The following is a 26,922-nucleotide window of genomic DNA, read 5'->3' on the forward strand; positions in this document are numbered from 1 at the left end:
GTTTTCTCGTGCCCTACCATGTCTGCAGACATGGTAGGGCACGAGAAAACCCACTTCACATGATCATTTAGGTCCTGGGTGGGGGTTAGGTGTCGGGGTAGGCCTGCTTGGGGCGGCGGGCGCGCCGGCCCTGCCCGGACGGCGTGAAGGCCTTCTCGGTGATCCGCTCGATGGCGGCCTCGATCCCGCCCACCTGGTCGGCCAGCAGCCCGAGCGCGCCGACGGCCCGGCTCATCGGGTCTTCGTCGTCGCCCCCGAGCGCCTGGGCCTTCAGGAACGCCGCCTTGACCTCGGCCCACCGCTGCGACTGCTCCGCCGTCATCCGCCCACGCAACTCGGCGAACTTGAGGAGATTCGCCTCCGCTCCCGAGGTGAGGGTCTGGGCTTCGCCGACGTAGTGGTCGTCGATCATCGCCTCGAGCTCGTCGTCGTTCATCACCGGTACGACGCGGGCGGCCATGGAGATCATGTTCCGGTACGAGCCCTGCAGCTGGAACGGCGGCTCCGTCCGGGACGCGTCGGCCTGCGCGGCGGAGGCGATATACGCCTGGTTGTTGGCGAGCACGACCTCCTGGACCCGGATCAGCTTCCGCAGCACCGAGAGGATCTGGTCGAGTTCGGTCGGGGAGTAGGGGTGGCTGAGCTGGTCCGCCTGTGCCGACTCGTCGCCTCGTGCGAGGCGGACCAACAGGTCGACGTCCGCGCGGTCGCGGGTGGAGACCGGCGCGAGGATCGGGTTGGCGGTCAGCGAATTCTCGATGTAGCTCAGCGCGAACAGCTCATCCTTTCCGGACAGGACGTCGCCGAGGTTCCACACGTCGGCCCGGTTGGCGAGCATGTCGGGTACCCGGAACCGCTTGCCTTCCTCGGTGTACGGGTTGCCGGCCATGCACACGGCGAACCGTTTTCCGCGCAGGTCGTACGTGCGGGTCCGGCCGTTCCAGACGCCTTCCATCCGGCGCTGCGCATCACACAGCGAGATGAACTTCTGCAGCAGCTCGGGATTGGTGTGCTGGATGTCGTCGAGGTAGAGCAACACGTTGTTGCCCATCTCCAGCGCCAGGTTGATCTTCTCGACCTCTTGGCGGGCGGTCGCGTTGGGTGCCTCCGCCGGGTCGACGGATGTGACGCCGTGACCCAGCGCAGGGCCGTTGACCTTGACGAAGACCAGGCCGAGCCGGCTGGCGACGTACTCCATCAGCGTCGTCTTGCCGTAGCCGGGCGGCGAGATGAGCATCAGCAGGCCGCTGGAGTCCACCTGCCGCGACTCTCCGGTGGTGCCGAGCTGTTTGGCCAGGTTGTCCCCGATCAGCGGGAGATACACCTCGTCCAGCAGGCGGTTGCGGACGAACGCACTCATCACCTGGGGCTTGTACTCGTCCAGCCGCAGCTCGGCCCGCTGCCGCTCTACCAGTTCGCTCCGCTGTCGCTGGTAGGCGCGGTAGGCCGGGATGTGCTCGGCGCGGAAACGGCGAGTGCGGGCGAGCAGCTCGTCCAGCCGGAACTCCAGCGTGCGCTCGGCGATCCGCGCGTGCGTGCCGAGCAACCCGTCGACGCTGGCCGTGAGCTGTGCCGAGGAGTCCCGGCGCGGCAACGCGTTGCCGCACAGCTCGATCGCCACCGCCTCCGGCAGATCATAGCGGCCGCTCTCCACCTCGTCGGCGTTGTCCAGGAACGACGACAGCCAGGCGTCCACCAGCTGGTGACGCGCGGCCAGGTCGGGCCCGAGCTTGGCCAGATCGTCCGTGAACGCCTGACGAGACCCGGCGCCGGAACGACGGCCCAGCGCGCGGTGGAACCGCTCGGTCAGCTTCTTCGCCGTGCCGCAGGTGACGAAGCCCGCGGCGGCGTCGGCCAGTTCCTCGAACAGGTACTCGCCCGCGAGGCCGCGGTCCGCCTCCGGCACCGGTGGCAGACCGGAACGCTCGCGAAAGTCCACGATGGCGTCGTCCAGTTCGGCACAGAGCGCGTCCGTGGCCGCCGAGTGCCGGGTCTTGAACACGGCACCGGCCTGGTGCAGCGACGACGCCCGGGTCGTCCAGCCGGATCGTGCCTCCTCGTCCGCCCCGAACGCCCAGAACAACTGGGCGGCCGCGCGGGCGGACGGCGGGTAGCGCAGCAGCCCGGCAGCCGCATGCAGCCGCAGCAGCGCCTCCAGGATGCGAGCGGCGTCGTGGTCATGCACGCCGCGTTCGTAGCCCTCGTCGTACCGGCTCTCCGCCACCTCCCGGACGGTGCTCAGCAGGCCGCCCTCGCTGAGCGCCGCCTCGTGCAGCTTCTCCAGCGTCAGTGCATGCCCGGAACCGGAACCGTTCGCCGCCGCCTCGGCCAGGATCGACGCGGCCAGGTGCTCGGCCCGGTACACCTCCGGCGTTTCCGACACCAGCAGCTGATCCCAGAACTGCCGGGTCGCGGCGAACTCCGGGTCCGTCACCGGCATGTGGAAATCCGTACCGGTGACGGCGAAGGTCATCTGGCCGTCATGCGGCACCAGGGTGAGGTCGACAGGCTGTGTGTTGACCGCGAACCGATGCCGGCCGAGGCGGATCGTCTCGCCGCCGTCGTCGTATAGGTCGAGCCGGTCCCGCAACGCCCGGCCGGCCTCCTGCTGAGCCGCCTTGATCCGGCCGTCCAGCTCCTCCGCCCGCACCTGGTCGCCGAGCTGGCGCAGCTCGTCCGAGACGGCGCGCAGCCGGGCCACCATGGCATCCGAGGCGAAGTAGGTGTTGACCTCGTCGACGGAGCCGAGCGAAGCGACCCGGCGGCGGACATTGGTCAGAATCCGTTCCGCGGAGTCGGCCAGCCGGTCGGCGCGCCGGCTGCGCTCGTCCAGCAGCGACTGCTTGCGGGAGGAGAACGCCTCGTAGACGTCTTCTCGCTTGGTCTCCAGCTGAGCGAGGAAGTCGTCGAAGTCGGTGAAGCGGGCCTCGAGGTTCTCCAGCTGGAGCATGATGCGGCCGAGCTGCTCGTCGCAGGCCTCGGGTGTGTTGGCCACCGCGAGCCCGCTGGTGATCGCCTGCGAGAGCAGGGCGAACTCGGCGGCGAACTCGGCCCGTCCCTCGGTGGCCAGCAGGTCGCGCCGACGGCCCTCCAGCGTTGCGCGTGCGCGGTTCAGACCGCCCAGCACCTCGCCGATCCGCTCCAAGATCGCGGTGCGCATGGTGGCGTCGGCGATGTCGAGCGAGCCGATCACCTCGGTGACGGTCTCCAGCGCCTGCGACTGTTCGGCCATCCGCTCGCCGACCACCGTGGCGTCCGAGACGGTCGGGATCGTCTCCGCCTGCTCGACGAGGCTCTCGACCTCCTGGTGATACGCGGCGAACGCGTCCTCACGCTGCAGGAACTCGACCGCCCGCTCGGCCGCCGACGCGAGTTCGTCGTCCAGCGACGTGTCCAGCGTGTCGAGGCGGGAACCGTCGATGTAGCGCATGTCGCGCAGGGTGACCAGATGGCCCTTGGCCCGGCGCAACTCGGCCAGCTGCGTCACCCATTGCTGCGCACTGCGCGGGGCCTCCCCGCGTACCCGCCGGATCAGCGAGGCGACGTCGGTCTCCGTCTCCTCCAGCGCGGCCGTCGCCTGCGCGGTGAGGGCCTGCACGTTCTCGAACTCGTCGAGGACCTGCTCCGCGGTGGCCCGGATCTCCGTCAGCGGCGTGCGCAGGTCGCCCAGGTCGGGTTCGCCGAGCCAGTGGTACGAGTCGAAGGCGCGCGCGCAAGCGGCGATGATCGCCTCGAACACCGCGGCGGACGGTGCCATCTCGCCGATCATGCGGGTGATCGACAGGCAGTCGGAGATGCCGCGGACCAGTTCGGCGTTGCCGATCCGCTCCAGCGGTCCGGTCCCCACCGGCTGCGCCGCGGCGTACGTGTCCGACTGGAACGGCGTCTGCCACACCTGGAGCGGGTGCACCCGGGTGGGCTCCGCCGACGTGGCCCGGAGGATGACCATGGTGCCGTCGTCGAACAGCGAGTACCCGTGGCACGGGATCGGGGTGGAGACCTCCTTGCGGATGACGTTGTACGGCAGCAACAGGGAACGGCCCTCGTCCCGGGCGTGGAAGACGTAGAGCACGTCCTCGCCGTTGGGGGAGGTGATGGTCCGCTTGTACTCCAGGTCGCTGACGTCCGCGTCGAACGTCTTGTACTCGCCGGTGGTGAGGTAGTACCCGCCGGGGAAGATGATGCCGTGGTCCTCAGGCAGTTGCCGGCACGCCTGACCGATCCCGTCCAGCCGGGTGACGTCCTTGGTGCGGCTGTTGAAGACCAGATAGCGCCAGGTGGTCTCGTTGTACGGGCGGATGCGGAGTAACACCAGCACACCGAGCCGGGCGTAGTGCACGTCCGCGTCCGCGAGGCTCTGCAGCGGATCGTCCACCGGTTCGGTGTAGATGCCCTGCCCGGTCTCGGTGTTGTTCTCCACCTTCAGTGTCAGCTCGCCACCGGTGGTCTCGACGAAGACCAGATCTTCGATGGAGATGTGCGGGTGCCGCCCGGTGACGTGATCGTCGCGGGTCGTCTCGATCCACTCGAAATCGTGCGACGGTCCGAAGGCGTGATCGCGATCGCCCCGGTTGTCCTGGTACGCGATCGTGCCGTCGACGGCGAGCCGCCAGCGCAAGACGCGGAGGTCGTCGATGCTCGGGCCGGTCTGGAAGACGGCGAGCAGCTTGTCCTCGGTGCGACGCAGCTGAAGCAGCCTCGTCTGCTGGAAGTACCGGTACATGTCGGAGAAGTCGCGCTGGAACTTCTCCGTGTCTATCAGCCCGGTCACGTCCGACACGTCGACATCGTCGAACCGGAATGCCGGCGGTGCCGAGCCGGAGCCCGACGTGGCGTCTGTGCTGCGAGAGAACTCGTGTAACGAGAACACGTCGGCGACCGTCGTCTCCTGCCGCAGGCCGACGAAGACGTTGTAGCCGAAGAGCATCAGCCCACCGGTGCCGGTGGTGCGGGCACCGGCGTCGGCACCGGCACCGGAGCTGTCCGTGTACTCGCCGTCCGCTGCGACGCCGGCCCGGCGACGTATCGTCGGGCCGGCGCCACCGAGCGAGACGATGTCCCGGGGCACACAGTTGTTCTCGGTGCGGATGCGCTCCGTGCCGATCAACTCCAGCTGCGTACCGCCGAAGACGTCGATCCGGCCGGCGTTCAGGGTCTCGGCCCGGGACGCCAGTTCGGCGGCCCGCTCGCGGAGCCGGGACCTGAGAATCTCGTACGTCCCGGCGTCGAGCGTGTTGTGCTGTGCGTCGCCCGCGGCGCCGGTCTCCGCGGGTGTGTCAGTCGCGGTCTCGGTCACGAGGGGTTACTGCTTCGAGCCGGTCAGCGCGGCCACGGGCTGGTCGGCGAAGCCGAGGTTGCGCGCTGTCTCCAACAACTGCTCCAACTTCGACCGGTTCGGTCCGCCCTTATTGATCAGCTGCATGAGCAGCGCGGAGACCGTGAGGTTCTTCAGGTCGTCGGTGTCCACCGACTTCAGCAGCGACGTGATGTCGTCGAAGAAGCTGGAGGACCCGTTCAGCCACGGCTCGGCGATGGTGCTCGCCACCTCCGAGTTGTTGACGAACCCGTCCACACCCTTGCCGAGCGAGATCGAGCTCATCAGGCGGTCGAAGAAGACGCTCTCCCCGCCGACGATGCTGATGTCGGCCTTCTCCAGCCCGGTCGCGAGTACGCTCGCCTGCGCTTCGGCGACGTCCTTCTGCACGTTGAGCGCGGCCAGACGGATGTCCTTCTCCATCTCCAGCCGCAACCGGTACTCCTCGTGCTCCCGGCTCGCCTCGTCCAGCGCGGCCATCGCGGCGGCCTTCTCGGTGAGACCCTCCGACTCGCCCTTGAGCTTCTCACGGATCGCCTCGGCCTCGACCAGCGCCTTCTCCCGTGCGGCTGCGGCTTCGGCGCGGCCGACCTTCTCGATGACCTCGGCGTCGCGGTCGCGGACCTCGACCTCGGCGAGCCCGGCCGCGGCGACCTCCGCCTGGGTCCCCTCGGCCAGCCGGATCTTGGCCTGTGCGTCCAGCTCGGCGGCCTGCTGCCGGGCCTCGGCGAGCGTCAGCTCTTCCTGCGCCCGGTGCTTGGCTGCCTGCTCGGCGGCCTCGGCGGCCTTGATGTCCTTGACCAGGTTCTCCTGGGCCTCCGCCTCGGCGGCGATGATCCTGGCTTCGCGCTCCCGCTCGGCCTCCTCGACCGTGCGCACCCGCTTGATGCTCTCTTCCTGCTCGGCGACGGTCTTGTCGACCGCCACCCGCTCGCGGACCACCTCGGCCACCGCGCGCTTCTCCGTCTCGACCTCTTTCTGCATGTCGATGGTGGCGAGCTCGGTCTCGCGGTCCCGGGCGACCACCTCGAGCTGGCGGTCCTTCTCGATCTTCTCGGTCTCCACGGCGACGACGCGCTGCCGGTTGAGCTCCGCGACGGCGATCTCGCGCTGCTTGTTCTCGGTCTGGACGCCGACCTGCTCATCGGTGCGGATGTTGGCCGACTCGGCCTTCAGGCGCTCCTCGGCCCGGACCCGCGCCGTCTCGGCCTCCTCGCGGGCACGGAGCGTCTCGACCTCCCGCTGCTGCGTCGCCTCGGCTTCGGCCTGGCGACGCTCCAGCTCGAGGATGGTCTCGCGTGCCTCGACGTTCTGCCGGGTGATCTCCTTCTCCCGGCCGCGCTCGAAGTCGTTGGTGCTGACGTGTTCCTTCGCGGTCAGCTCGGTGATCTTGCGGATGCCCTGAGCATCGAGGATGTTCTGCTTGTCCAGCTGGGCCATCGGCGTCTGCTCGAGGAAGTCGATGGCGGCGTCCTCGAGGCTGTAGCCGTTGAGGTCGGTGCCGATCACGCGCATGATCTGGTCGCGGAACTGCTCGCGCTGGGTGTACAGGTCGACGAAGTCCATGTGCTTGCCGACCGTCTTCAGCGCCTCGGAGAACTTGGCGTTGAACAGCTCCTGCAACGTGTTCTGGTCGCTGGCGCGTTCGGTACCGATGGCTTGCGCCACCTTGATGACGTCTTCGACGGTCTTGTTCACCCGTACGAAGAAGGTGATCTTGATGTCCGCGCGGATGTTGTCCTGACAGATCAGACCCTCATGCCCGGTCCGTTCGATGTCGATCGTCTTGACCGAGATATCCATGTACTCGGCCTTGTGAATGATCGGCAGCACGATGGCGCCGGTGAAGGTGACGTCGACGTTGCGCACCTTCGAGATGATCAGTGCGTATCCCTGCTCCACCTTGCGGAACAGGCGCGTGACCACGAAGGCCACGGCGAGCAGAATGACCAGGAGTATGGCGAGCAGCACTCCCAGCCCGGTACCAAGGGTGTCCATCACAATATCCTTCGAACGATCTGAAGTCTCGATTTCCCCAGGGGGCCGAGAGAGCCTATCGGCATGACCTATAGCGCCGCTTTCGCGCGGCTTTCATCGCTTTGGCTCACGCTCCGCGACCGGGATCGAGTTCGGCCGCGAACGGAGAGACCCAGAACACCTCCTCGTCCGGGTCGTAGTCGAAGATCAGCGCGGTGCTACCCGACGTGAACTCGTCCTCGCCGGTCTGTCGGACATGGATGAGCGCGGTCGAGCCGTCGTCGGCCGTCACCTCCGCCTGGCCGGTGCCGTTCCCGAGGGGCGCGGTCCGGATCGTGCAGAGCTTGCCGACGAAGTCGGTGCGGGACGATTCCTTGACGTTCGGCAGCACGCGGCGCACGAACACGATGGCGAAAGCCGTGATCGCCCACGCCACCACCACGGCGAGTGCCAGCGCGACGACGCCGAGCCCGATGGTGACCGGGTCGGAGAGGTCCAGCGCGTCGATCACCACGGTGCCGGTGAGCGCGGCGAACCAGCCGAAGGCGATCAGTAGCGAAATCGCCACCGTGGCGGGGACGCCGCTGAGTCCCACACCGGCGAGCAGACCGCTGCCGTCGCCGGCGTCACCGTCCAACACGTCCAGGCCCAGTCCGCCGAGCAACACAAGAAACCAGTAGGCCATGACCACCACCAACATGAAGCTGAACACGACGACCGGGAACGTCAGCGCAGCGTCGATGAGATCGGCCATGCGCGAGCGCGCCCCCTTCCCCTCGTTCTGCGCGTGCCTGGTGCACATCCCGACGACGGGTACACCCCGCGTGGCTACGCGTTGCTGCGGCCATGGAGTATCCGCGCCACCACGACGCCCGTGGCGACCCTGCGGAGTATAGCCATACGGCGTTGCGGGCCGGTACAGGCCGGCGTGCCCTCGCCTGCGCCGGAGAACGCGCCGGGCAACGGCGGAGAGTTCTTGCTGCTATGACAGCGAAAACTCTCCGATGTTTGCGGCCAGGTCAGACCATCAATCGGCCGGCCGCCCGGTGGCGCGGGCGGGCCCGTCGGCGGCGTCATCCGGCGCTGCCTCTCCGGCGTCGTCTGCGGCGGCCGAGTCCGTCGGCTCGGGGCCACGCCCCTTCGCCTCGGCACGGATCAGCAACACGAATCCGGTGACACCGACGACGGCGAAGATGAACCACTGCAACGCGTAGGACAGGTGCGGGCCGGGGTCCGCCTCGGGCTGCGGCAGAGCCAACAGATCATCGCCGGCCGGCTCGACGGCCTCTGCCCACGCGGGCACGAGCGGATACGGCACGGCCTCGGCGATCTGCTCGACGTTGACGTAACGAATGTGTCCGCCGGCCACGTCGCCGGCGTCTCGCTGGTCCTCGGTACCGCGCAGCCGGGCCGCGACCGTGACCTCGCCGGCCGGCGGCGCCGGAGCGTCGGGATCGTCGTCGTCGGAGACATAGAACCCGCGGTCGACCAGGATCGCCGTGCCGTCGTCGGTGACCAATGGGGTGATCACATGGAAGCCGCGCCTGCCCTCCAGCGGACGCAGCCGCAGCAACAACTCGTGCTCGGTGTCGTACCGGCCGCGGACCTCGACCGAACGCCACTGTTCGGATTCGTCCAGCTGACCGGAGGTCGGATCCGGACCGAGCACCTCCTCGAGCGTCGCGGGCGGTGCCTGCTCGTTGGCTTCGATGATGTCGTTGCGGGCGGACCGTTCCTCATTGCGGTCGAGCTGCCACATGCCGAGGCGGACACACACCAAGACGAGCAGGATGCCGGCGAGGGTACGGACCAGCCAGCGCCTGCTCATCAGGAACCTGTACACAACTCGACGGTAGACCATAGCCTGGAGGACATGCTTATCGACCGGTATGGGCGGATTGCCACTGACCTTCGCGTGTCCCTGACCGACCGCTGCAATCTGCGTTGCACGTATTGCATGCCGGAAGAAGGCCTGGCCTGGTTACCCAAGCCGGAGATTCTCACCGACTCCGAGGTCGTGCGGCTGGTACGTGTCGGGGTGGAACGGCTGGGCATCCGCGAGGTCAGGTTCACCGGCGGCGAGCCGCTGCTGCGACGCGGGTTGGTGGACATCATCGCCGGGTGCGCCGAGCTGTCCCCGCGCCCGGAGCTGTCATTGACGACGAACGCGGTCGGTCTCGCGCGAACGGCCGAGACGCTGGCCCGAGCGGGGCTGGACCGGGTGAACGGCTCGCTGGACACGTTGAAAGCGGATCGGTTCGAGGCGCTGACCCACCGGCGCCGCCTGCAGGACGTGCTGGACGGACTCGCCGCCGCAGAAGCCGCCGGGCTGTCGCCGGTCAAGGTGAACGCTGTGCTGATGCGGGACGTGAACGACGACGAAGCCCCCGACCTCCTCGGCTGGGCGCTGGAGAACGGCTACGAGCTGCGTTTCATCGAGCAGATGCCGCTGGACGCCCAGCACGCATGGCAGCGCGACGAGATGGTCACCGCCGGCGACATCCTGGCCTCCCTGCGGAAGGTGTACGACCTCTCCCCGCAGCAGCCAGAAGAGCGTGGGAGTGCACCGGCCGAGACGTGGCTGGTGGACGGCGGGCCGGCCAAGGTCGGCATCATCGCTTCGGTCACCAGGCCGTTCTGCGGTACCTGCGATCGCACCCGGCTGACCGCCGACGGACAGGTGCGGACCTGCCTGTTCGCCCGGGACGAATCGGATCTGCGCGGCGCCATGCGTGACGGTGCCAGTGACGAGGAACTGGCGGAACGGTGGCGCATCGCGATGGCGGGCAAGGCCGCCGGCCACGGGATCGACGACCCGGGGTTCCTGCAGCCCAACCGCCCGATGTCAGCCATCGGGGGCTGACCGGCCGGCCACACGCGGCCCGGTCATCGGCGGCGTGTCACGTCATCGGCGGCGCGGAGCCGGCGCGGCGAAGAATCGGCTTCGCCCGGGAACCTGTCAGCTCAGCCAGACGTTGTCAGACTGACCAACATGGCGTGTTGACCTCGAGATGGCGGGCCGAGCGGCGGAAATACGGCGACGCCGGGCAGCCACGGGGGAAGCCGCCCGACGTCGTCGTTACGCAGCGCACCGACGGGGGAATGCGGAACGTGCGCGTGGGGAGTATTGCACGTTCTGGGAGCCCACCGGAAGGCCTCAGCGGGCTCTTTTTGATCATTTCTGCTCTGGCTGCGGCATTGCCGGAGGTAATTCCGGCCGCTCTGGGGGCGGAACGGTGTCGATCACTCCGTGACTGGGCCGGCTCGCGGCATTGACGATGACGACGGCGACGTAGGGCAGCACGACGGCACCGATGATGAAGATCAGCCGGAGCCAGCCCGTGGTCACGACGGCGAGCGGCAGGCACACGACCCGGATGCCCATCATCCACAGGTACCGGCGCTGCCGCGAGCGCAGATCGTGGCTGCGGCCGGCGGCGGCCGTGGTCACCGACTGAACAGGCGCGTCTCGCCTTGCCGAGTGACGGTGGATGTGGCTCACATTCACACCGTACGGCGTGAACTGCGCGGGTGACCACCGCGGATCGGGCCCCGGGCTGTGTCCTGCCCGCCCGGACCTGCCGGTACGGCCTTGTATGGTCCACACAGTGGCCGGCCGCGCGGCGTTGGTGGAGCCGCCCAGCGCGTACCAGTTCGGGCATCAGGTAGCGTCGAGGGGCCGAACGAGAGGAGCGCGTACACGTGAGTCGGTCTGTTCTGGTCACCGGTGGCAATCGCGGCATCGGCCTGGCTATCGCCCGCGCGTTCGCCGAGGCGGGCGACGCGGTCACCATCACTCATCGCTCCGGCGAACCGCCGGACGGGCTGTCCGGCGTCACCTGCGACGTGACCGACGCCGCCTCCGTCGACGCGGCGTTCGACAAGGTGGAGGCGGAACAGGGGCCGGTGGAGGTGCTGGTGGCCAATGCCGGCATCACCCGGGACACGTTGCTGCTCCGGATGGGTGAGGAGGACTTCACCGACGTTCTCGACACGAACCTCACCGGTGCGTTCCGGGTCGCGAAGCGCGCATCCCGGAGCATGCTCCGGGCGCGGAAGGGCCGTATGGTCTTCATCTCCAGCGTCGTCGGCCTGCTCGGATCGCCGGGCCAGGTGAACTACGCCGCGAGCAAGGCCGGCCTGGTCGGGCTGGCCCGTTCGATCGCCCGGGAGCTCGGCAGCCGGTCCATCACGGCGAACGTGGTAGCGCCGGGGTTCGTGGAATCGGACATGACCGCGGAACTCTCCGAGGAGCGGCGGCAGGAGATCCTGGGAGGAATCCCACTCGGGCGGTACGCCTCCGCGGACGAGGTGGCCCGGGTGGTCCGTTGGGTGGCCAGCGACGAGGCGGCATACGTGACCGGCGCGGTGATTCCGGTCGACGGCGGACTGGGAATGGGGCACTGAAGACATGGGCATCCTGGACGGCAAGCGCATTCTGGTGACCGGCGTCCTGACGGAGGCGTCGTTCGCCTTCCACGTCGCCAAGCTGGCACAGCAAGAAGGCGCCACCGTGGTCCTCACCGGCTTCGGCCGGATGAGCCTGGTGGAGCGGATCTCCGGGAAACTTCCCTCGCGGGCGCCGGTGATCGAACTCGACGTGCAGAACGAGGAACACCTGAGCACGTTGGCCGAGCGGGTCGGCGAGCATGTGGATGGCTTGGACGGTGTGGTCCACTCGGTTGCGTTCGCGCCGCAGTCGGCGCTCGGCGGCGCGTTCCTGGACGCGTCGTACGACGACGTCTCCAAGGCGGTGCACGTCTCCGCGTACTCGCTGAAGTCGCTGACGATGGCCACGCTGCCGCTGATGCCGGACGGCGGTTCCGTCGTCGGTATGGACTTCGACGCCCAGGTGGCCTGGCCCGGTTATGACTGGATGGGGGTCGCGAAGGCCGGCCTGGAGGCGACCTCGCGATACCTGGCCAAGTACCTCGGCGAGCGGGGGATCCGGGTGAACCTGATCTCGGCCGGGCCGGTGAAGACGATGGCGGCCAGGTCCATTCCGGGCTTTGAGCAGTTCGAGGGTGTGTGGGACAAGCGGGCCCCGCTGGGCTGGGACCTCGGTGATCCGGAGCCGGCCGCGCGTGGTGTCGTCGCGTTGCTCTCCGACTGGTTCCCGAAGACCACAGGTGAGGTCATCCACGTCGACGGGGGAGTGCACGCGGTGGGCGCTTAGCGCCTCGGCCAGCGTCTTGTCCTTGCGTTCTCGACGGCGCTCAGTGTGTGCGAGTCGTCGCGAGGGCGATCAGCGCGGTGAGTGCCGCTCGACCGTCGTCGGTCGCCTTCATGCCGGCGACGGTGCGCTCGGCCTCGGTGACGCGGTCCGTGATGCGGGCCTCGACCCGTTCCCGTGCCCGAGTGTCCACGAGAACATCGCGGAGCCGGTCGACGCCGGAACTGTCGAGGTCGGGATCGCCGAGCAGGTCGTCGATCAGCGCGGCCTGTGCGGCGTCCGCCCGTTCCGCGGCGTAGGCGACGAGCAGGGTGCGTTTGCCTTCGCGCAGGTCGTCTCCGGCCGGCTTGCCGGTCTGGGCCGGGTCTCCGAAGACACCGAGGATGTCGTCCCGGAGCTGGAAGGCTTCGCCGAGCGCGATGCCGTAGTCCCGATAACCGTCGATCAGTTCGTCCGGAGCGTCGGCGATCCGGCCGCCCAGGACGAGCGGGTGTTGCACCGAGTACCGCGCGGACTTGTGCCGGATGACCTGTCTTGCGCGCTCGACTTGTGCGGCCGGGGAGACGGCGGTGTCCGCCTGGGCGAGGATGTCCAGATACTGACCGGCGCCCACCTCGGTACGCATCAGCTCGAAGACGGGCCGGGACCGGCTCAGTGCGGCGGCGTCGAGGCCGGCCTGGGAGAGCAGTTCGTCGCTCCAACCGAGCAGCAGGTCGCCGAGCAGGATGGCGGCGGCCGCTCCGAAATGCGCCGAGGCGCCGCTCCAGCCTGCTGCGCGATGCTGGGCGGCGAACCGTCGGTGGGCGGAAGGTTTGCCGCGCCGGGTGTCCGATCCGTCGATCAGGTCGTCGTGCACCAATGCGGCTGCCTGGAACAGCTCAAGCGACCCGGCCGCTGCGATGAGTGCGTCGTGTCCGTCGTCGGGGTCGTCGTACGCCGCTCGCCAGCCCCAGTAGCAGAACGCGGGGCGAAGTCGCTTGCCGCCACGGAGTAATTCCGCCGCTGCGTCGACGAGCGGAACCAGAGCCGGGCTTATCGCACCCAGGTGAGTCCGCTGTTGGGTCAGGAACCGGTCGAGAACGGCCTGCACGGCTGGACGGAGCGGACCGACCGGGTCGGCCGGGGAAGGCATCACGCTGCCAGGTTAGCGGTTGAACCTCCGTGCCTGCCGACGCGAAACAGCGACGACGTCGCGCGATGCGGAGACATCGCGTAGTGTGAACGAACGTCGCAGGTCAGAGACGCCGCGATCCCACAGCCTGAGATCTGTGTTCGAATCGCGGACGCTTACCGATATCGTGGCGATATGTCTCAAGGATTGCCGACGACCACACAAGGAACCGCGACGACTATCCGCGAGCTGTTGTCCACCGGAGAGCGCTCCTACTCGTTCGAATTCTCGCCGCCCAAGAATCCTCAGGCTGAGGAACAGTTCTGGCGGACGATGCGGGAGCTGGAGCGGCTACAGCCGACATTCATCTCCGTGACCTACGGCGCGGGTGGCACCACCCGCGAGACCACCGTCCGGGTGACCGGCGAGGTGGCGATGGACACCACTCTGACGGCGATGGGCCACCTGACGGCGGTGGACCATTCCGTCGCTGATCTCCGCCACGTCATCGGGCAATACGTCGACGTGGGCATCCGGAACATCCTCGCCCTGCGAGGCGATCCGCCCGGGGACCCCCAGGCCGAGTGGGTCGCTCATCCCGAGGGCCTGCACTATTCGGAGCAGCTGGTCGAACTGATCAAATCGGTGGGCGACTTCTCCGTGGGAGTGGCGGCCTTCCCGGAAGGACACCTCCGCTCGCCGGACATCGACACCGATGTCCGTTACCTCGTGCGCAAGTTCGATGCCGGTGCCGACTTCGCCATCACGCAGATGTTCTTCAACGTCGAGGACTACCTCCGGCTGCGTGACCGAGTCCAGGCGCACGGCGGGAACAAGCCGATCATCGCGGGCATCATGCCGGTGACGAACGTCAAGCAGATCCAGAAGTTCGCCGAGTTGTGCGGCGCGTCGTTCCCCGAGGCGCTGGCCCAGCGGCTCATCGCGGCGGGCGACGATCGGGAGGCCGTGCGAGCGATCGGCGTCGAGTACGCCACCGAGATGTGCCAGCGACTGCTGGACGAGGACGTTCCCGGGCTGCACTTCTACACCCTGAACAAGTCGACCGCCACGCAGGAGATCTATGAGAACCTCGGGCTCGGCGCGGCGCTGACGCCGGCCTGATACGCGACTGCCCGACGGGCTCCGACACCGCGACGGCGCGTGTCGGAGCCCGTCGTTGCGTGGTCGCCGGGCGCGTCGTGCGGCGCCGCGCGGATTATGCGTGACCGATCATGTCCGCGACGAGCGTGGCGGACATGGCGACCATGGGCAGGCCGGGGCCGGGGTGAGCGCTCGCACCGGCGAAGTAGAGGCCGTGGACGGGGGAGCGGTTGGCGAGGCGACGCCGGATAGAGCTGCCACCGTGCCACGGTGTTCCGTACACGCGGCCGCCGGGTGCGCCGACCTCCTGCTCGAGATCGTAGGGCGTGCGGATCTGATAGTCGACGACGTGCCGCTTGAGATCGACCCCTCGTGCGGCCGCGAGGCCGAGCAACTGCTGCGCATACCGCTCCGCCGTATCGTCGGCGGTCCAGTCCGTCGTCCCGGGGCCCTCGCCCTGGGCCGGACAGTCGGCGTGCAGGGTCGCCGCACATGGCCGGACCGGCTCGTCGACGGGGCCACAGGACAAGGTGACGTTGGGCCCGTCCTCGGTGAGCAGAATCGTCCGCTCGGGTAGCTGCGGCCGGCTGCCCAGGGAGAGGAAGAGCGTGAAGACGGAGCGGCCCTCGCCCGGAGGGGCGGTCCAGCGCGGCCGCCGGTGCCCTTCCATCTCGATGCATCCGGGTGCGACGGTGGAGACCACGACGTCCGCCGGGATGCACTCGCCGTCGGCCAGTTGTACGCCGTTGGCGCACCCGCTGCCGGCGGTGATGCGGGTGACCGGAGAGTCGTAGCGGATGGTGGCGCCGTGCTCGACGAGTCGTCGCTGCAAGACATCGACCAGGACATGCATCCCGCCGCGGACGCTCCAGGTGCCGAATGTCTGGTCGAGGTAGGCGAAGACCGCCAGCGCCGCGGGCGCCCGGGTGGGTACGCCGCCCAGCGATGTGGCGTAGGCATCGAGCATCAGCCGGAGATGGTCGTCCGCCAGGTAGCGCCGGCCGAGATCGCGCAGGCTCATGCCCCGGTGCAGGACGTGTTTGGCGCGCGGGTGGACGGCCAGCCAGGTGACGTCCCGCATCGAGGGGCAATGGTCGATGATGCGCGGGCGGAGTAGCTGCCACATCTGCTCCGCGGCCTCGATGAGCCGCTCCCACTGCGCCGCCGTGCCGGCACCGAACGTGCCGTCCAGCGCCGCGGACGTGTCGGCCCGGCTCGGTCCCGGCATGTCCAGGATCGCACCGTCCGGAAAGACGTACCGGGCCGCCGGCGTGACCGGCACCAGGTCGAGTTCCCGTTCGATCGGCCGGCCCGTCTTGCGGAACAGATCCCGCAGGACAGCAGGGAGGGTGAAGGTCGTGGGGCCGCTGTCGATGAGCGCCCCGTTGACGTCGCGGAGGCCGACCTGACCGCCCGCGCGCGGGCCGCGTTCGACGATCGTCACCCGGTGTCCGAAGTCGGCGAGCCGGGCGGCCGCGGTCAGTCCCGCGATGCCGGCTCCGACGACTACTACTCGTGCCACGATGGGTGAGCCTAAACCGAGCGTGCCCGGCGCCGGTGGCGGGGTGGGTCTGTCGCGCGGCGCGAGCGCGGTCTTGACGGGTTGTCAGTGCACGGTGCTAGTCTTCGAATCAGTCGAACAGTCGTTCGATTCGATATAGAGGAGGGAACCCTATGACTACCCGATATGGCCAGCTCAACAGCGCTCGCGCGGTGCGTTCCGAACCGGCGCGGAGAGTCCGTCCGCCGATGGGGCACGCGACGCTGGACCTAGTGGATCAGGCGCGCTCCTGCCTCGCCGAGGCGGCGACGGCCGGGACGGCCAACGAGCGTTTCGCCGCGGCGCATCTGGGCGCCCTCCGCGCGGCGGCCGCGGTGCTCGCGGCGCGCGCACATCCAGTGTCGCGGCGGTCGTCGCGTTCGGGTGCCGGACGTCGGCGCGGGCACGGTCCACGCAACGTGTGGGAGTTGCTGCCGACGGTCGCGCCGGAACTGTCCGAGTGGGCGGCGTTCTTCTCCGCCAATTCGGGCAAACGGGCAGCGGCGCAGGCCGGACTCCGCGGCGCGGCCAGCGCGCGCGAGGCGGACGACCTCGTGCGGGACGCGGACACGTTCCTGGGTGAGGTCTGCATCCTGCTCGGACTGCCCTACCAGGAGCCGATCGACGGTCTCACATCGCGCGTGTAGCCCGCGCAGGCGGTGGGCGACGGGAAGCAGCGAGCGCCGGGCGTTGTTATGCCAACTGAATCACGTAGAGACGCCAGAGCGGTTCGTTGACTGATGTGAGGAAGTGGCCTGTGATGCCGGACACCGTGTACGAGCTGACGGACGACGCGCCGGAGCTGCAGTCGCCGGTCCTGCTGTTCTGCCTCAATGGATTCGTGGACGCCGGTCATGCCGGCAGCGGGATCGTCGACCACCTGATCGAGACGCTCGATCACCGGGAGCTGGCGCGCTTCGATGTCGACCGCCTGATCGACTATCGCTCGCGCCGGCCCGAGATGCACTTCGCCGACGGCAGATTCGTCAGCTATTCCGCTCCGGAACTCAATCTGTACCTGATGCACGATGACGTGGGGGCGCCGTTCCTACTGCTCGCCGGCCCGGAGCCGGATGTGATGTGGGAGACCTTCACCGCTGCGGTGATCGAGCTGATCGAGCGGTTCGACGTTCGGTTGACCGCCGGTTTCCACGGCATTCCCACGCCCACGCCACACACCAGGCCGATCGGTGTGAGCGGGTACTCGAGCCGGCGTGGCTTGATACCGGACGATCAGGTGCTCGGTATGGAGCTCAGTGTCCCCGGTAGCGCCGGATCGCTGTTGCAGTACCGGCTGGCGCAGGCGGGGAAGGATGCCGTGGGGCTGATCGCCCGGGTACCGCACTATCTCACCGAGTCGGAGTACCCGCAGGCGTCGCTGAGCCTGCTGCGTTCGCTGAGTTCGGTGACCGGCCTGCTGCTGCCCACCGGCTCGCTGCTGGAGGCCTCGGAGCAGGCCGAGCGGCTCGTTCAGGAACAGGTGGCGGAGAATGAGCAAGTCGCCAGGGTGGTACAGGCGCTGGAGACGCAGTATGACGCCTTTGTCGGCGGCGACGCCCGCGGCAACCTGATCGCCGAGCCGAAGACGATGCCGACGGCCGAGGAGATCGGTGCGGAGTTCGAACGGTTCCTCGCCGACCTTGATCCGCCGGATGATGAGAGCTCGTGATCGATACCGAGGATTGACCGAGGGCGATTCGATCGGCGGCTGCACGCCCGGACCTGGGGCCGCCCGGCTCGGCGAGGCAGGCTAGGCTCGGATACGTGCAACGCGACGCACTTCCGTTCTATCGAGTGATGGCTTACACCACCGGCGTGTTCCTGATCGTGCTGTGTGTGGCCATGGTCATCCGCTACGGCCCACCGGACGACCCGACGATGAGCCAGGCCGTGTCGCCGATCCACGGGTGGCTCTACGCCGTCTACCTGGTGGCCACCGGCCTGCTCGCGCATCAGCGGGGATGGAAGGCGGTGCGGGTGGTGCTGGTCGCGTTGGCCGGGACGGTGCCGTTCGCGTCGTTCATCGCGGAGCGCTATGTGGTCAGGGTTGCGCGGGAGGAGCAGCGCGTTCGTTGACCCGAGGCTCCCCTGCCTCGCTGTCCCCGTTCACGCCGTCTGGGCGCTCCTTCGCGTCCCTGTTCCCGGGGCTATCCCTCCTCACAAGGAGGTCCGTGCTCCCGGATGTGTCCGTGCCGATGTCCGGTTGCCGGCGCGATCTGACCCCGGCGCGTACCGCCGAACCCCAGAACACCACGGCCGCGATGGCGAACACCCACCACTGCGCCCAGTAGGAGAGGTTCTGCCAAGGGCTGACGTCGCGCACCGGCGCGACCTCGTTCAGGTCGACGAGAGCGACGTCGTCCGGCTCAGGCTCGGACGAGGTGAGCAACAGATACCCGTCGAGCATCACCGACTCGGGGATTCCGGTCGCGTCCGCGATGGTGTGCGGAGCGATGTAGGCGATCTCGTTCGGGTCAAGCTCCTGGCCGGTTCGGACCGTGGCGTGTTCGGGTGTTTCAGGAAGGACCAGATGGCCGATGGTGCTGACAGGTTGTTCAGGTAACGTGTCAAGAGCGCCGGGTTCCTCGATCCACCCGCGCAGGACCGGAATGACCATCCCCTCGCTGGTCTCCAGCGGAGCGAGTACAAACCACCCCAGGACGCCGTCATGAATACGCCCAGGAACAATCAGCGTGTGCTCGGTGAGATATCTCCCGTCCGCGTTGACTGGTCTGTCGGCGGCGTCTGCGATATCTTCACCCGACTGGACGACGTCGCTGACCGGTACGGCCGGGCGGTCACGGTCCTCGTGCCGGGCCTGACTGTCCTGGTAGACACCGAACTGCCACCACCCGGCAACAAGGCAGAAGGCGATTGCCGACATGAAGGCGACATGCACGGCAATCCAGCGAGGTGTCAACAAGAACCTGGGCACACATCAACGGTAGTGCCCACACACAAGTGGGTGTCACGGCAGGTTGCACGGGAGTTCAATGCGAACGACGAGTAGGCTTCGTTGCGTCACTGATGGGGGTCGCTCCAGATTCACGACGGCGGACATGACATGAGGGAGACGAGAACTCTGATGACTCGACCGCACCCGTTGACGGCTATGAGAGAGCGGGAGTGGTCCGAGGCATGGGAGGAGCAGCAACGCATCGTCGACGAGAAGCTCAACTCGCAGCGGGGGAGTTGGCTACCGAACGTTGTCGAGGTGCGTCGCTGGGGCGCGCTGCGGTGGACGTCAGGGCGTCCGGGGCATGCTGCCACCTCGGGCCGGGCCGTCGCCGAGACCTATGTGGTGTTGCGGCCCGACATGCCGCAGGACACCACTGAGCGTGTCGTCGAGGTGCTGAAGGAGCCGGCGCCGACGCTCCGGCTGCTCGGTTTCGGACTGCAGCGGCACCACGTCATCGGCGCGGTGTCGGGTGCCGCGGTGGTAGGCGTCCTCGCCGCCGTCGCGGGCGCGGCCCTCGGCGCCGGGATCGTCGGCGCCGTGCTGGGCCTGCTCCTCGGGGGCGTGGCGGGTGGGATCGCCGGAGCCCTGGGCGCTCGATACGCGGTCGACCGGCAGCGTTCGGCGGTGCTCGGTGACGAGGACCACATGCGCGTCATCGTCGGCCGGTATGCGCCGAAGTCCTGGTCGAGGCTGGTCGAGGCGGCATCGTCGCTGGAGGCGGCGTTGCCGGCCGGGGCCGGGAAAACGCTGGACGATCCAGACACGCAGACGGTGGAAGCGATGCACATCGCGATGTGGGAGGCCGCGGCGGTACTGGTCGGCTCCTCGGACCACACCGGCGTCGAAGTGCTGGCCGAGCGGATGGAAGGACTCGAGCGCGCCCACCGCGGCGCGGCGTCTCCATGAGTGTCCGGCTGCCCTAGCCGTTCCACAACTCCCGGACGGTGCCGACGGTGTCGGCGTCGGACGCCGGTTTGTCGGGCCGGTGCCGCAGGACGCGGGCGAAGCGCAGCGCGATCCCGGCCGGGTACCGCGGCGAGGACTGCACGCCGTCGAACGCCACTTCGACCAGCAACTCAGGCTTGACGGGCACGACCCAGTGATCGGTCGGACCGTCCGCGATCGCCAGTAGCCGGTCCGTCTGCCAGGTGAGCATCTGGTCGGTCAGACCCTTGAAGGTCTTGCCGAGCATGACGAACCCGCCGGCCGGCCCATACGTGCCGTCAGGGTCGCGGGCACCGAGGTGCAGGTTGGACAGCCACCCCTGCCGTCTGCCGTGCCCCCACTCCGCGGCCAGGACGGCTAGATCCAGCGTGTGGCGCGGCTTGACCTTGAGCCAGCTCGCCCCGCGCCTGCCGGCCTCGTACGGGGCATCCAGAGACTTGGCGATGACACCCTCGTGGCCGTACTCGACAGCGTCGGAGAAGAACGCCGCAGCCTCCTCGGACGCTGCGGTGACGATCCGAGGGACGCGGTGCTGCGCCGGCAGGATGTCCGCCAGCGCGGCCCAGCGCTCGGCCGCGGGCCGGGCGACGAGATCCTGGCCGTTCAGGTGCAGGCAATCGAAGAAGAAGACCGACAGCGGAATCTGCTCGCGAGCCCGGGTCACGTCCGTGCGGTGACCGACTCGTGAGGATGTGCGCTGGAACGGGAGCGGACGCCCTGAACCGTCGAGGGCGATCGCCTCGCCGTCGAGCACCACTGATGCCACCGGCAGCTCGAGGACCGCTTCGACGATCTCCGGGACACGAGTGGTGACCTCGTCGAGCGTCCGGGTGAAGACGCGGACGTTCTGCCCGTCCCGGTGGACCTGTACGCGCACCCCGTCGAGCTTCCACTCCACCGACGTCTCGCCGAGCCTCCCGAGGGCGTCGTCGATGCCGGGCGACGGCGACGCCAGCATCGGACGGATCGGCGACCCGACCGACAGCCGGAACCGGTCGGCACCTGCCCGGCCTTCGGCCAGTACGGCTGCTGCGACCGGCACGAGCGCACCGGCGACCATCACCGCGCGACGGAGTTCGGCAGCGGGCATCTCGGCGGCTGCCGCTACCGCTTCGGTGAGCACGCCGTCCAGCGCACCCTGCCGAACCTCGCCGGTCACCAGACCGGCCAGCAGCCGCTGCTCGGCGGCGGTAGCCCGGGAGAGCAGATCACGGAACGCGGCCCGCTTGGCCGTGGTGGAGCCCTTGCCGGACATCTCGGCGATCGCCGCGAACGCCGCATCGACCTCGGACACGGTCAGCGTGGCCTGCTCGGCGGGCCCGGGCATGTCACGGAGCGCCGCGTAGCCAAGACCAGTGCGGCGTTGCCGCAGCTCACCGGCGAGGAAACTCGCCGTGGCTGCGGCTTCGGCCGGGTCGGACCGTCGTAGGCAGTCCGCCAGCAGCCGGACCTTCTCCAGGCGGCTACTGACCTCACCGACGGCGAGTGACGTCTCGGCCAGGTCAGCGAAGAGCATGTGACCAGTCTGCCGTCTCCCACCGACAATGTCGCCCGGCCCGTGGTCATGGGCCGGGCGGACCGCATCCGCTCAGGTGATCTCGGCGTCGCTGCTGAGCGTCAGCTCCACCGTCTGCTCCTCGCCGTCGCGGAGGTAGGTGAGCGTGACGTCGTCGCCGGGACGGTACGAGCGGGTGGCGGCGATCAGCGAGACCGCGTCGCCGACCCGCTCGTCGTTGATCGCGGTGATGATGTCGCCCTCTTGCAGGCCGGCCTCCTCCGCGCTGCTGTTCGGCTCGACGCCGGCGACCAGCGCGCCCGCGGTGCCGTCCTGTGGCTCGCCGACCGAGATACCGATCCGGGCGTGGGTGGCCTCGCCGGTCTCGATCAACTCCTCGACGATCGGCCTGGCCAGGTCGACCGGGATCGCGAAGCCGAGTCCGATCGAGCCCGCGTCGGAGCCGGTGGTGAGGATGGAGCTGTTGATGCCGATCACCTCGCCCGCCATGTTGACCAGCGGGCCGCCCGAATTGCCGCGGTTGATCGGCGCGTCGGTCTGGATGGCCTGATGGTAGGTCTGCTCTCCCTGCTGCTCACCGGCGACGATCGGCCGGTTGAGCGCGGAGACGATGCCGGCGGTGACCGTGCTGTCCAGCCCGAGCGGCGCACCGATCGCCACGACCTGCTCACCGACGGCCAGTTGGCCCGAAGAGCCGAGGTCGGCCGGGGTGAGATCGGAGACGTCCTGAGCTTGGATGACCGCGAGGTCGGTCTCCGGGTCGGTACCGATGATCTCGGCCGGCGCCGTGGAACCGTCGCTGAAGGTGACCTCGATCTGGCCCTGGCCGCCGGAGGCGGCCTGTACGACGTGGTTGTTGGTCATGATCTCGCCGTCTGAGGAGATGATCACACCGGTGCCGCCGGCGGTCTGGCCGAACGGACCGGCGCCGACGTTGATGGTGACCACACTCGGTGTCACCTGAGAGGCAACGGCTTCGACGCTGTCCAGCGGCGTGGCCTGGGGCTCGTCGGAGGCGGTGTCCGTGGTCTGCTCCAGACTGCTCCGCGCCGGCTCGTCGTCGGCGGAGTCAGTGAGCCAGACCGCGACGCCGGCGCCGGTCCCGCCGCCGAGGACGGCACCGAGCGCCAGCCCGGCCAGCAACATGCGTCCGCGCCCTTGGCGGGACGGCGACTGGTTGCCTGCCGGCGCGCTGAACACGGCCGTGTCATGGGTCGAGGTGCTCTGCGCGTCACCGTAGGCGGGACCGGCCCCGGACTGATGCGGCCCGGACTGATGCGGCCCGGGCGCGCCGCCGGGCGCTGCGGCGGCGCCGGCGTGCTCATGGCCCGCGGGCGGCTGCGCCGGGGGCGGGGTGCCGGGGGCGGCAGGCGCGGCGGGCCTGGGCTGCCACGGAGGCGGCGGACCCTGCGCTCCGGGAGAGTTGGACCAGCCGGTGCCACCCGCCTGCGACCGGCCGCCCGGACCGTTCCCGCCCTGCTCGGCGGACGAGCTCTGCTCGGCGGACGAGCCCTGTCCAGCGGACGTGCCCAGCTCTGTGGACGACCCCTGTTCCTGGGGCTGAGTCGACGGGTCGTGGTCCGGCCTGTTCTCTGGCGTGCCGTGGCTTGTCTCGTTCATGGTTCAACCTTCCCCGGTGACTCTGAGAACATGCTGAATTTCACGCTAAGGAAGCCGAAGAAGGCGGCTCGGCCTCTGTCGGCGGTGGGGAACCGGGCAGATACATGGTGAGCCGTGCACCGCCGGACGGAGCGCGCCCCGCGGACACCCGCCCATCATGCCGCTCGGCGGCGGTGCGCACGATCGCCAGCCCGAGGCCCGAACCGGGGCGGCCGCGCGCCTCGGAGGAGCGATAGAACCGTTCGAAGACGTGCGGCAGGTCCTCGTCCGCGATGCCCGGCCCCTCGTCGTCCACTTCGAGCGTGCCGGAGTGCAGCCGGACCGTGACGGTGCCGTCGCTGGGACTGTACTTCGCCGCGTTGTCCAGCAAGTTGGTGACCGCTCGGCCGATCACATGCGGGTCGCCGTGCACGTTCCACGGCCGTAGGTCGGCGGTGAAGGTCACGCTCGGCGCGCGCCGCCTGACTCGGGTGAGCGCGTCTCGCACCACGTCCGCGAAGTCCAGCTGCTCGCGGGACTCCCGCGGCGGATCCTCCCGGGACAGCTCGACCAGGTCGCCCATGAGCTGCGAGAGCTCCTCGGCCTGTGCGCGGACGTCATCGATGATCTGTGCCCGGTCGGCGGGAGGCAGCCGGTCGCCTTCGCGATCGCTCTGCGCGAGCAGATCAAGATTGGTACGCATGCTGGTCAGCGGTGTGCGCAGCTCGTGCCCCGCGTCGGCGACGAGGCGGGCCTGGCGGGCGCGCGCGTCGTTGAGGGCGGACAACATCTCGTTGAAGGAGTACGCCAGCCGGGCGATCTCGTCCTTGCCCTCGACCTCGATCGGGTCCAGCCGCTGGGTCCGGGCGACGTGTTCGGCCGCCTCGGTCAGCCGTCGCACCGGGCGCAGACCGGCCTGCGCGACCGACAGCCCGGCCCACGTCGCTCCGACGACGCCGATGCCGCCCACCAGCAGGGAGACGATCCGCACCCGGTCCAGGATCCACTCCGACTGCGCCATCGATTGCCCGACGACCAGCGCGAACCTGTCGCTGGCCCGAACGGACAGCATGCGGTAGTTCTCGCCTTTCAAGTCGGCCGTGCGGATGTGATGGTCTTCCCGGCCCTGGGCGACGGCGAGCTCAGGCTCGCCGACGGGTAGTGCGCTCTCCTCGCCCCGCGGAAGGATCAGTTCGCTGTTGCTGCCCATGTAGGCGACCCGCGTGTCGCTGGCGAGGAACGCCTCGGATGGGATCTGTACCAGCGAGGACGGACCCAAGCTGGACGCCAGCGTGTCCGAGGCGCGCTTGTAGAGACTCTCGTCCACGCTGCGGACCAACTGTGTGGAGACGGTGAGGTACACCGCCAGCGCGGTGAGCGCCACGGCCACGCCGACGCAGAGTGCGGCGAGGGCGCCGACCCGGGTGCGCAACGACAGTCTGCTCCGCACGCGGCGATCGTCGCCATCTGCGTCCTGGTGGACGTATCCCGACGACGACGGCGGCGGCGACGACGACGGCGGGGGAGGAGGCGGTGGAGGCAGTGGCCGGCCGTCGTCACCCGCGGCTGGGCCAGCGGTCACGGCGGGTCCTCCCGGGCGACGTAGCCGACGCCGCGGACGGTATGGATCAGCCGTGGCTCGCCGTTGGCCTCCGTCTTACGGCGTAGATACCCGATGTAGACCTCGAGCGAGTTGGCGGTGGTGGGGAAGTCGTATCCCCACACGTCCTCCAGGATCCGTTCCCGGGTGAGCACCTGCCGGGGATGCCGCATGAGTAACTCGAGTAGCGCGAACTCGGTGCGCGTCAGCCGCAGCGGAAGGTCGCCGCGGCTGACCTCGCGGGTCACCGGATCGAGCCGGAGGTCGCCGAGCTGGATGGCGGCCGATTCGGGCGCTCCGGCCGGCGTCGCGCGGCGGAGCAGCGCTCGCACCCGGGCAAGCAGCTCTTCCAGCGCGAATGGCTTGGGGAGGTAATCGTCGGCGCCGGCGTCCAGCCCGGACACCCGGTCGGATACCTCGTCGCGCGCGGTGAGCATCAGGATCGGCACGTCGTTGCCGGCCGCACGCAGCGCGCGGCACGTGGCGAGCCCGTCCAGGCCGGGCATCATCACGTCGAGGATGACCGCGTCCGGCTGGTGGTTGCTCAGATGCCGCAACGCGGACTCACCGTCCTCGGCGAGCTCCACCTGGTAACCGTTGAACGCCAGCGACCTCCGCAGTGACTCGCGCACGGCCGGGTCATCGTCGACGACAAGTACGTTCATGGTGCTCAGTCTGCCTCCTGCAGGTGAGAAACGCCTGAGAGTTCCGGATCGTCGGCGGCGAACGTACGCACCGGACCGGGCGGCGTGTCGGCCGTCTCGAACCGTACGGTGACCCTGCCGAGCCCGCTGCCCCACACCCAGCCGGGTCCAAGGCGGGCGTGGACGACGTCCATCCCGGGCACCCAGCGTCCGGCCGAGTGGACCGCCGCGTCGAGGTCCCCAGCGTCGTCGCCCTCGTCGCCCTCGTCGCCCTCGTCGGCGTCGTCGGCGTCGTCGGTGGGCGGCTGCTCGGATCCTTCGGCCGCGGAGAACAGATCATCCTGCACCCAATCGGAGAGCCCGGATACGCCCACCCCGAGCAACCGGATGCCTCCGGCGGTGTCGACCTCGTCGAGCAACTGCACGGCGAGACGGCTGATCGAGCGTGCGTCGTCGGTGGGGCCGGGCAGGGTCGCGGAACGAGAGAGCGTGGTGAAATCGTGCAGCCGGACCTTGAGCGTGATGGTGCGGGCCGAATGGCCGGAGCGCACCAGCCGGTCGGCCACCTTCTCCGCCAGCCGCCGGGTGAGCCCGGCGAGCAGTGCCCGATCGGTGATGTCGCGGTCAAAGGTGTCCTCGACGCTGATCGACTTGGACGCCCGGTCGGAACTGACCGCCCGTCCGTCGAGACCGTGGGCGAGCCGGAACAGCGAGCGACCGTGCGCCTCACCGAGCAGGTCGACGAGCTCGCCTTCCGCGATCCGGGCGAGGTCGCCGACGGTCCGCACGCCGAGCCGGGCCACCCTGGCAGCGGTGGCAGGACCGACGCCGGGCAGGGCGCGGACCCCGAGCGGATGCAGTACGTCGAGCTCGGTTCCGGGCTCGATCACCATGAGGCCATCCGGCTTGGCCTGTTCGGAGGCGATCTTCGCCAGCGTCTTCGAACTGGCTGCCCCGACGCTCGCGGTGATCCGGGTGCGCGCGTGGATCGTGGTGCGCAGCCGCTCGCCGACCGCGCGGACGCCACCGGGGGAGAGATCGGGGTGCTCGCCCGCCGCGAGATCGACGAACGCCTCGTCCAGGGAGAGCGGTTCGACCAACGGCGACAGCGCGCGCAACTGGTCCATCACCACCGTGCTGACCTTGCGGTAGGCGTCGAATCGGCGGGCCAGGAAAGCGGCGTGCCGGCACCGCGCGCGTGCCTCGGACATCGGCATCGCCGAGCGCACCCCGAACACTCGCGCCTCGTACGACGCGGTGGAGACCACACCTCGCGGGCCGAGGCCGCCGACGATCACCGGCCGCCCGCGCAACGACGGCTTGTCCCGCTGTTCCACCGCGGCGAAGAAGGCGTCCAGATCGAGGTGGAGAATGCTGGGTTCGCTCCGTGTGGTCACCTGGTATCACCGGTGCCGGCCGCGCTCACGCATCACAGAATGCCAC

The 26,922-nt window shown here is 69.1% G+C and carries 22 protein-coding genes; 9 read left to right on the top strand and 13 right to left on the bottom strand.

Annotated features, from left to right (window positions below; genetic code table 11):
* Positions 1 to 85 precede the first annotated feature (85 nt).
* From G1H10_RS29025 to G1H10_RS29035, 3 genes are all read right to left on the bottom strand, one after another.
* Positions 86 to 5,296, bottom strand: a complete 5,211-nt coding sequence (locus G1H10_RS29025; protein ID WP_163744578.1) for a DNA repair ATPase — start codon at positions 5,294 to 5,296, stop codon at positions 86 to 88.
* Positions 5,297 to 5,302: 6 nt separating this feature from the next.
* Positions 5,303 to 7,312, bottom strand: a complete 2,010-nt coding sequence (locus G1H10_RS29030) for a flotillin family protein (RefSeq protein WP_163744580.1) — start codon at positions 7,310 to 7,312, stop codon at positions 5,303 to 5,305.
* A gap of 106 nt (positions 7,313 to 7,418) precedes the next feature.
* Positions 7,419 to 8,045: a hypothetical protein gene (locus G1H10_RS29035; protein ID WP_163744582.1), complete on the bottom strand. Its 627-nt coding sequence runs from the start codon at positions 8,043 to 8,045 to the stop codon at positions 7,419 to 7,421.
* Positions 8,046 to 8,078: 33 nt separating this feature from the next.
* Between G1H10_RS29035 and G1H10_RS29040 the strand changes: the two genes are divergently transcribed.
* Positions 8,079 to 8,279, top strand: a complete 201-nt coding sequence (locus tag G1H10_RS29040) for a hypothetical protein (protein WP_163744584.1) — start codon at positions 8,079 to 8,081, stop codon at positions 8,277 to 8,279.
* A gap of 39 nt (positions 8,280 to 8,318) precedes the next feature.
* On the opposite strand, the gene G1H10_RS29045 is transcribed toward G1H10_RS29040, so the two are convergent.
* On the bottom strand, positions 8,319 to 9,134 hold the full coding sequence (locus tag G1H10_RS29045) for an SURF1 family cytochrome oxidase biogenesis protein (protein WP_163744586.1): 816 nt from the start codon (positions 9,132 to 9,134) through the stop codon (positions 8,319 to 8,321).
* A 30-nt stretch (positions 9,135 to 9,164) separates the two neighbouring features.
* Between G1H10_RS29045 and moaA the strand changes: the two genes are divergently transcribed.
* Positions 9,165 to 10,154 carry a GTP 3',8-cyclase MoaA gene (moaA, locus tag G1H10_RS29050; protein ID WP_163744588.1) on the top strand — a complete coding sequence of 330 codons (990 nt, stop codon included), beginning with the start codon at positions 9,165 to 9,167 and terminating at the stop codon, positions 10,152 to 10,154.
* A gap of 312 nt (positions 10,155 to 10,466) precedes the next feature.
* Here moaA and G1H10_RS34820 read toward each other — a convergent pair whose 3' ends face one another.
* Positions 10,467 to 10,742, bottom strand: a complete 276-nt coding sequence (locus G1H10_RS34820) for a DUF3099 domain-containing protein (RefSeq protein ID WP_216853774.1) — start codon at positions 10,740 to 10,742, stop codon at positions 10,467 to 10,469.
* A gap of 251 nt (positions 10,743 to 10,993) precedes the next feature.
* Here G1H10_RS34820 and fabG point away from each other — a divergent pair, with 251 nt between their 5' ends.
* Complete coding sequence (fabG, locus tag G1H10_RS29060) at positions 10,994 to 11,698, top strand: beta-ketoacyl-ACP reductase (RefSeq protein ID WP_163744592.1); 705 nt, start codon at positions 10,994 to 10,996, stop codon at positions 11,696 to 11,698.
* Between the two features lie 4 nt (positions 11,699 to 11,702).
* Complete coding sequence (gene fabI, locus G1H10_RS29065; RefSeq protein WP_163744594.1) at positions 11,703 to 12,467, top strand: enoyl-ACP reductase FabI; 765 nt, start codon at positions 11,703 to 11,705, stop codon at positions 12,465 to 12,467.
* Between the two features lie 40 nt (positions 12,468 to 12,507).
* On the opposite strand, the gene G1H10_RS29070 is transcribed toward fabI, so the two are convergent.
* Positions 12,508 to 13,596, bottom strand: a complete 1,089-nt coding sequence (locus G1H10_RS29070) for a polyprenyl synthetase family protein (RefSeq protein ID WP_163744675.1) — start codon at positions 13,594 to 13,596, stop codon at positions 12,508 to 12,510.
* Between the two features lie 174 nt (positions 13,597 to 13,770).
* On the opposite strand from G1H10_RS29070, the gene metF reads away from it, so the two are divergent.
* Entirely contained in the window at positions 13,771 to 14,697 is a 927-nt protein-coding gene (metF, locus tag G1H10_RS29075; RefSeq protein WP_163744596.1) for a methylenetetrahydrofolate reductase [NAD(P)H], read from the top strand.
* Positions 14,698 to 14,791: 94 nt separating this feature from the next.
* Here the strand turns inward: metF and G1H10_RS29080 are convergent, their stop codons facing one another.
* The gene (locus G1H10_RS29080) at positions 14,792 to 16,198 is read right to left on the bottom strand and encodes a phytoene desaturase family protein (RefSeq protein WP_163744598.1); all 1,407 of its coding nucleotides are present in this window, start codon (positions 16,196 to 16,198) and stop codon (positions 14,792 to 14,794) included.
* A gap of 152 nt (positions 16,199 to 16,350) precedes the next feature.
* On the opposite strand from G1H10_RS29080, the gene G1H10_RS29085 reads away from it, so the two are divergent.
* The 3 genes from G1H10_RS29085 (at position 16,351) to G1H10_RS29095 (ending at position 18,292) form a co-directional block, all read left to right on the top strand.
* Positions 16,351 to 16,863 (top strand): SAV_6107 family HEPN domain-containing protein, encoded by a 513-nt coding sequence (locus tag G1H10_RS29085; protein WP_216853776.1) that lies wholly within the window; start codon positions 16,351 to 16,353, stop codon positions 16,861 to 16,863.
* A gap of 113 nt (positions 16,864 to 16,976) precedes the next feature.
* Entirely contained in the window at positions 16,977 to 17,885 is a 909-nt protein-coding gene (locus tag G1H10_RS29090; RefSeq protein ID WP_163744601.1) for a proteasome assembly chaperone family protein, read from the top strand.
* A gap of 95 nt (positions 17,886 to 17,980) precedes the next feature.
* On the top strand, positions 17,981 to 18,292 hold the full coding sequence (locus G1H10_RS29095; protein ID WP_216853777.1) for a DUF3817 domain-containing protein: 312 nt from the start codon (positions 17,981 to 17,983) through the stop codon (positions 18,290 to 18,292).
* Here G1H10_RS29095 and G1H10_RS29100 read toward each other — a convergent pair.
* Positions 18,258 to 19,151, bottom strand: a complete 894-nt coding sequence (locus G1H10_RS29100) for an SURF1 family protein (RefSeq protein WP_163744603.1) — start codon at positions 19,149 to 19,151, stop codon at positions 18,258 to 18,260. The genes G1H10_RS29095 and G1H10_RS29100 overlap by 35 nt on opposite strands.
* A gap of 150 nt (positions 19,152 to 19,301) precedes the next feature.
* Here G1H10_RS29100 and G1H10_RS29105 point away from each other — a divergent pair, with 150 nt between their 5' ends.
* Positions 19,302 to 20,081 carry a hypothetical protein gene (locus G1H10_RS29105; RefSeq protein ID WP_163744605.1) on the top strand — a complete coding sequence of 260 codons (780 nt, stop codon included), beginning with the start codon at positions 19,302 to 19,304 and terminating at the stop codon, positions 20,079 to 20,081.
* A gap of 13 nt (positions 20,082 to 20,094) precedes the next feature.
* Here G1H10_RS29105 and G1H10_RS29110 read toward each other — a convergent pair whose 3' ends face one another.
* The 5 genes from G1H10_RS29110 to G1H10_RS29130 all read right to left on the bottom strand — a co-directional run bounded on the left by G1H10_RS29110 (position 20,095) and on the right by G1H10_RS29130 (position 26,876).
* Entirely contained in the window at positions 20,095 to 21,636 is a 1,542-nt protein-coding gene (locus G1H10_RS29110; protein WP_163744607.1) for an ATP-dependent DNA ligase, read from the bottom strand.
* Between the two features lie 72 nt (positions 21,637 to 21,708).
* Complete coding sequence (locus G1H10_RS29115) at positions 21,709 to 23,256, bottom strand: S1C family serine protease (protein ID WP_163744609.1); 1,548 nt, start codon at positions 23,254 to 23,256, stop codon at positions 21,709 to 21,711.
* Positions 23,257 to 23,296: 40 nt separating this feature from the next.
* Positions 23,297 to 24,817 (bottom strand): sensor histidine kinase, encoded by a 1,521-nt coding sequence (locus G1H10_RS34825; protein ID WP_216853778.1) that lies wholly within the window; start codon positions 24,815 to 24,817, stop codon positions 23,297 to 23,299.
* On the bottom strand, positions 24,814 to 25,500 hold the full coding sequence (locus G1H10_RS29125; protein WP_163744611.1) for a response regulator transcription factor: 687 nt from the start codon (positions 25,498 to 25,500) through the stop codon (positions 24,814 to 24,816). The genes G1H10_RS34825 and G1H10_RS29125 overlap by 4 nt, the downstream gene beginning before the upstream one ends.
* A gap of 5 nt (positions 25,501 to 25,505) precedes the next feature.
* Positions 25,506 to 26,876, bottom strand: coding sequence for a DNA polymerase IV (locus tag G1H10_RS29130; protein WP_163744613.1), 1,371 nt, complete (start codon positions 26,874 to 26,876; stop codon positions 25,506 to 25,508).
* Positions 26,877 to 26,922 lie beyond the last annotated feature (46 nt).

The organism is Phytoactinopolyspora halotolerans (assembly GCF_010550675.1).
GTDB classification, from domain to species: domain Bacteria; phylum Actinomycetota; class Actinomycetes; order Jiangellales; family Jiangellaceae; genus Phytoactinopolyspora; species Phytoactinopolyspora halotolerans.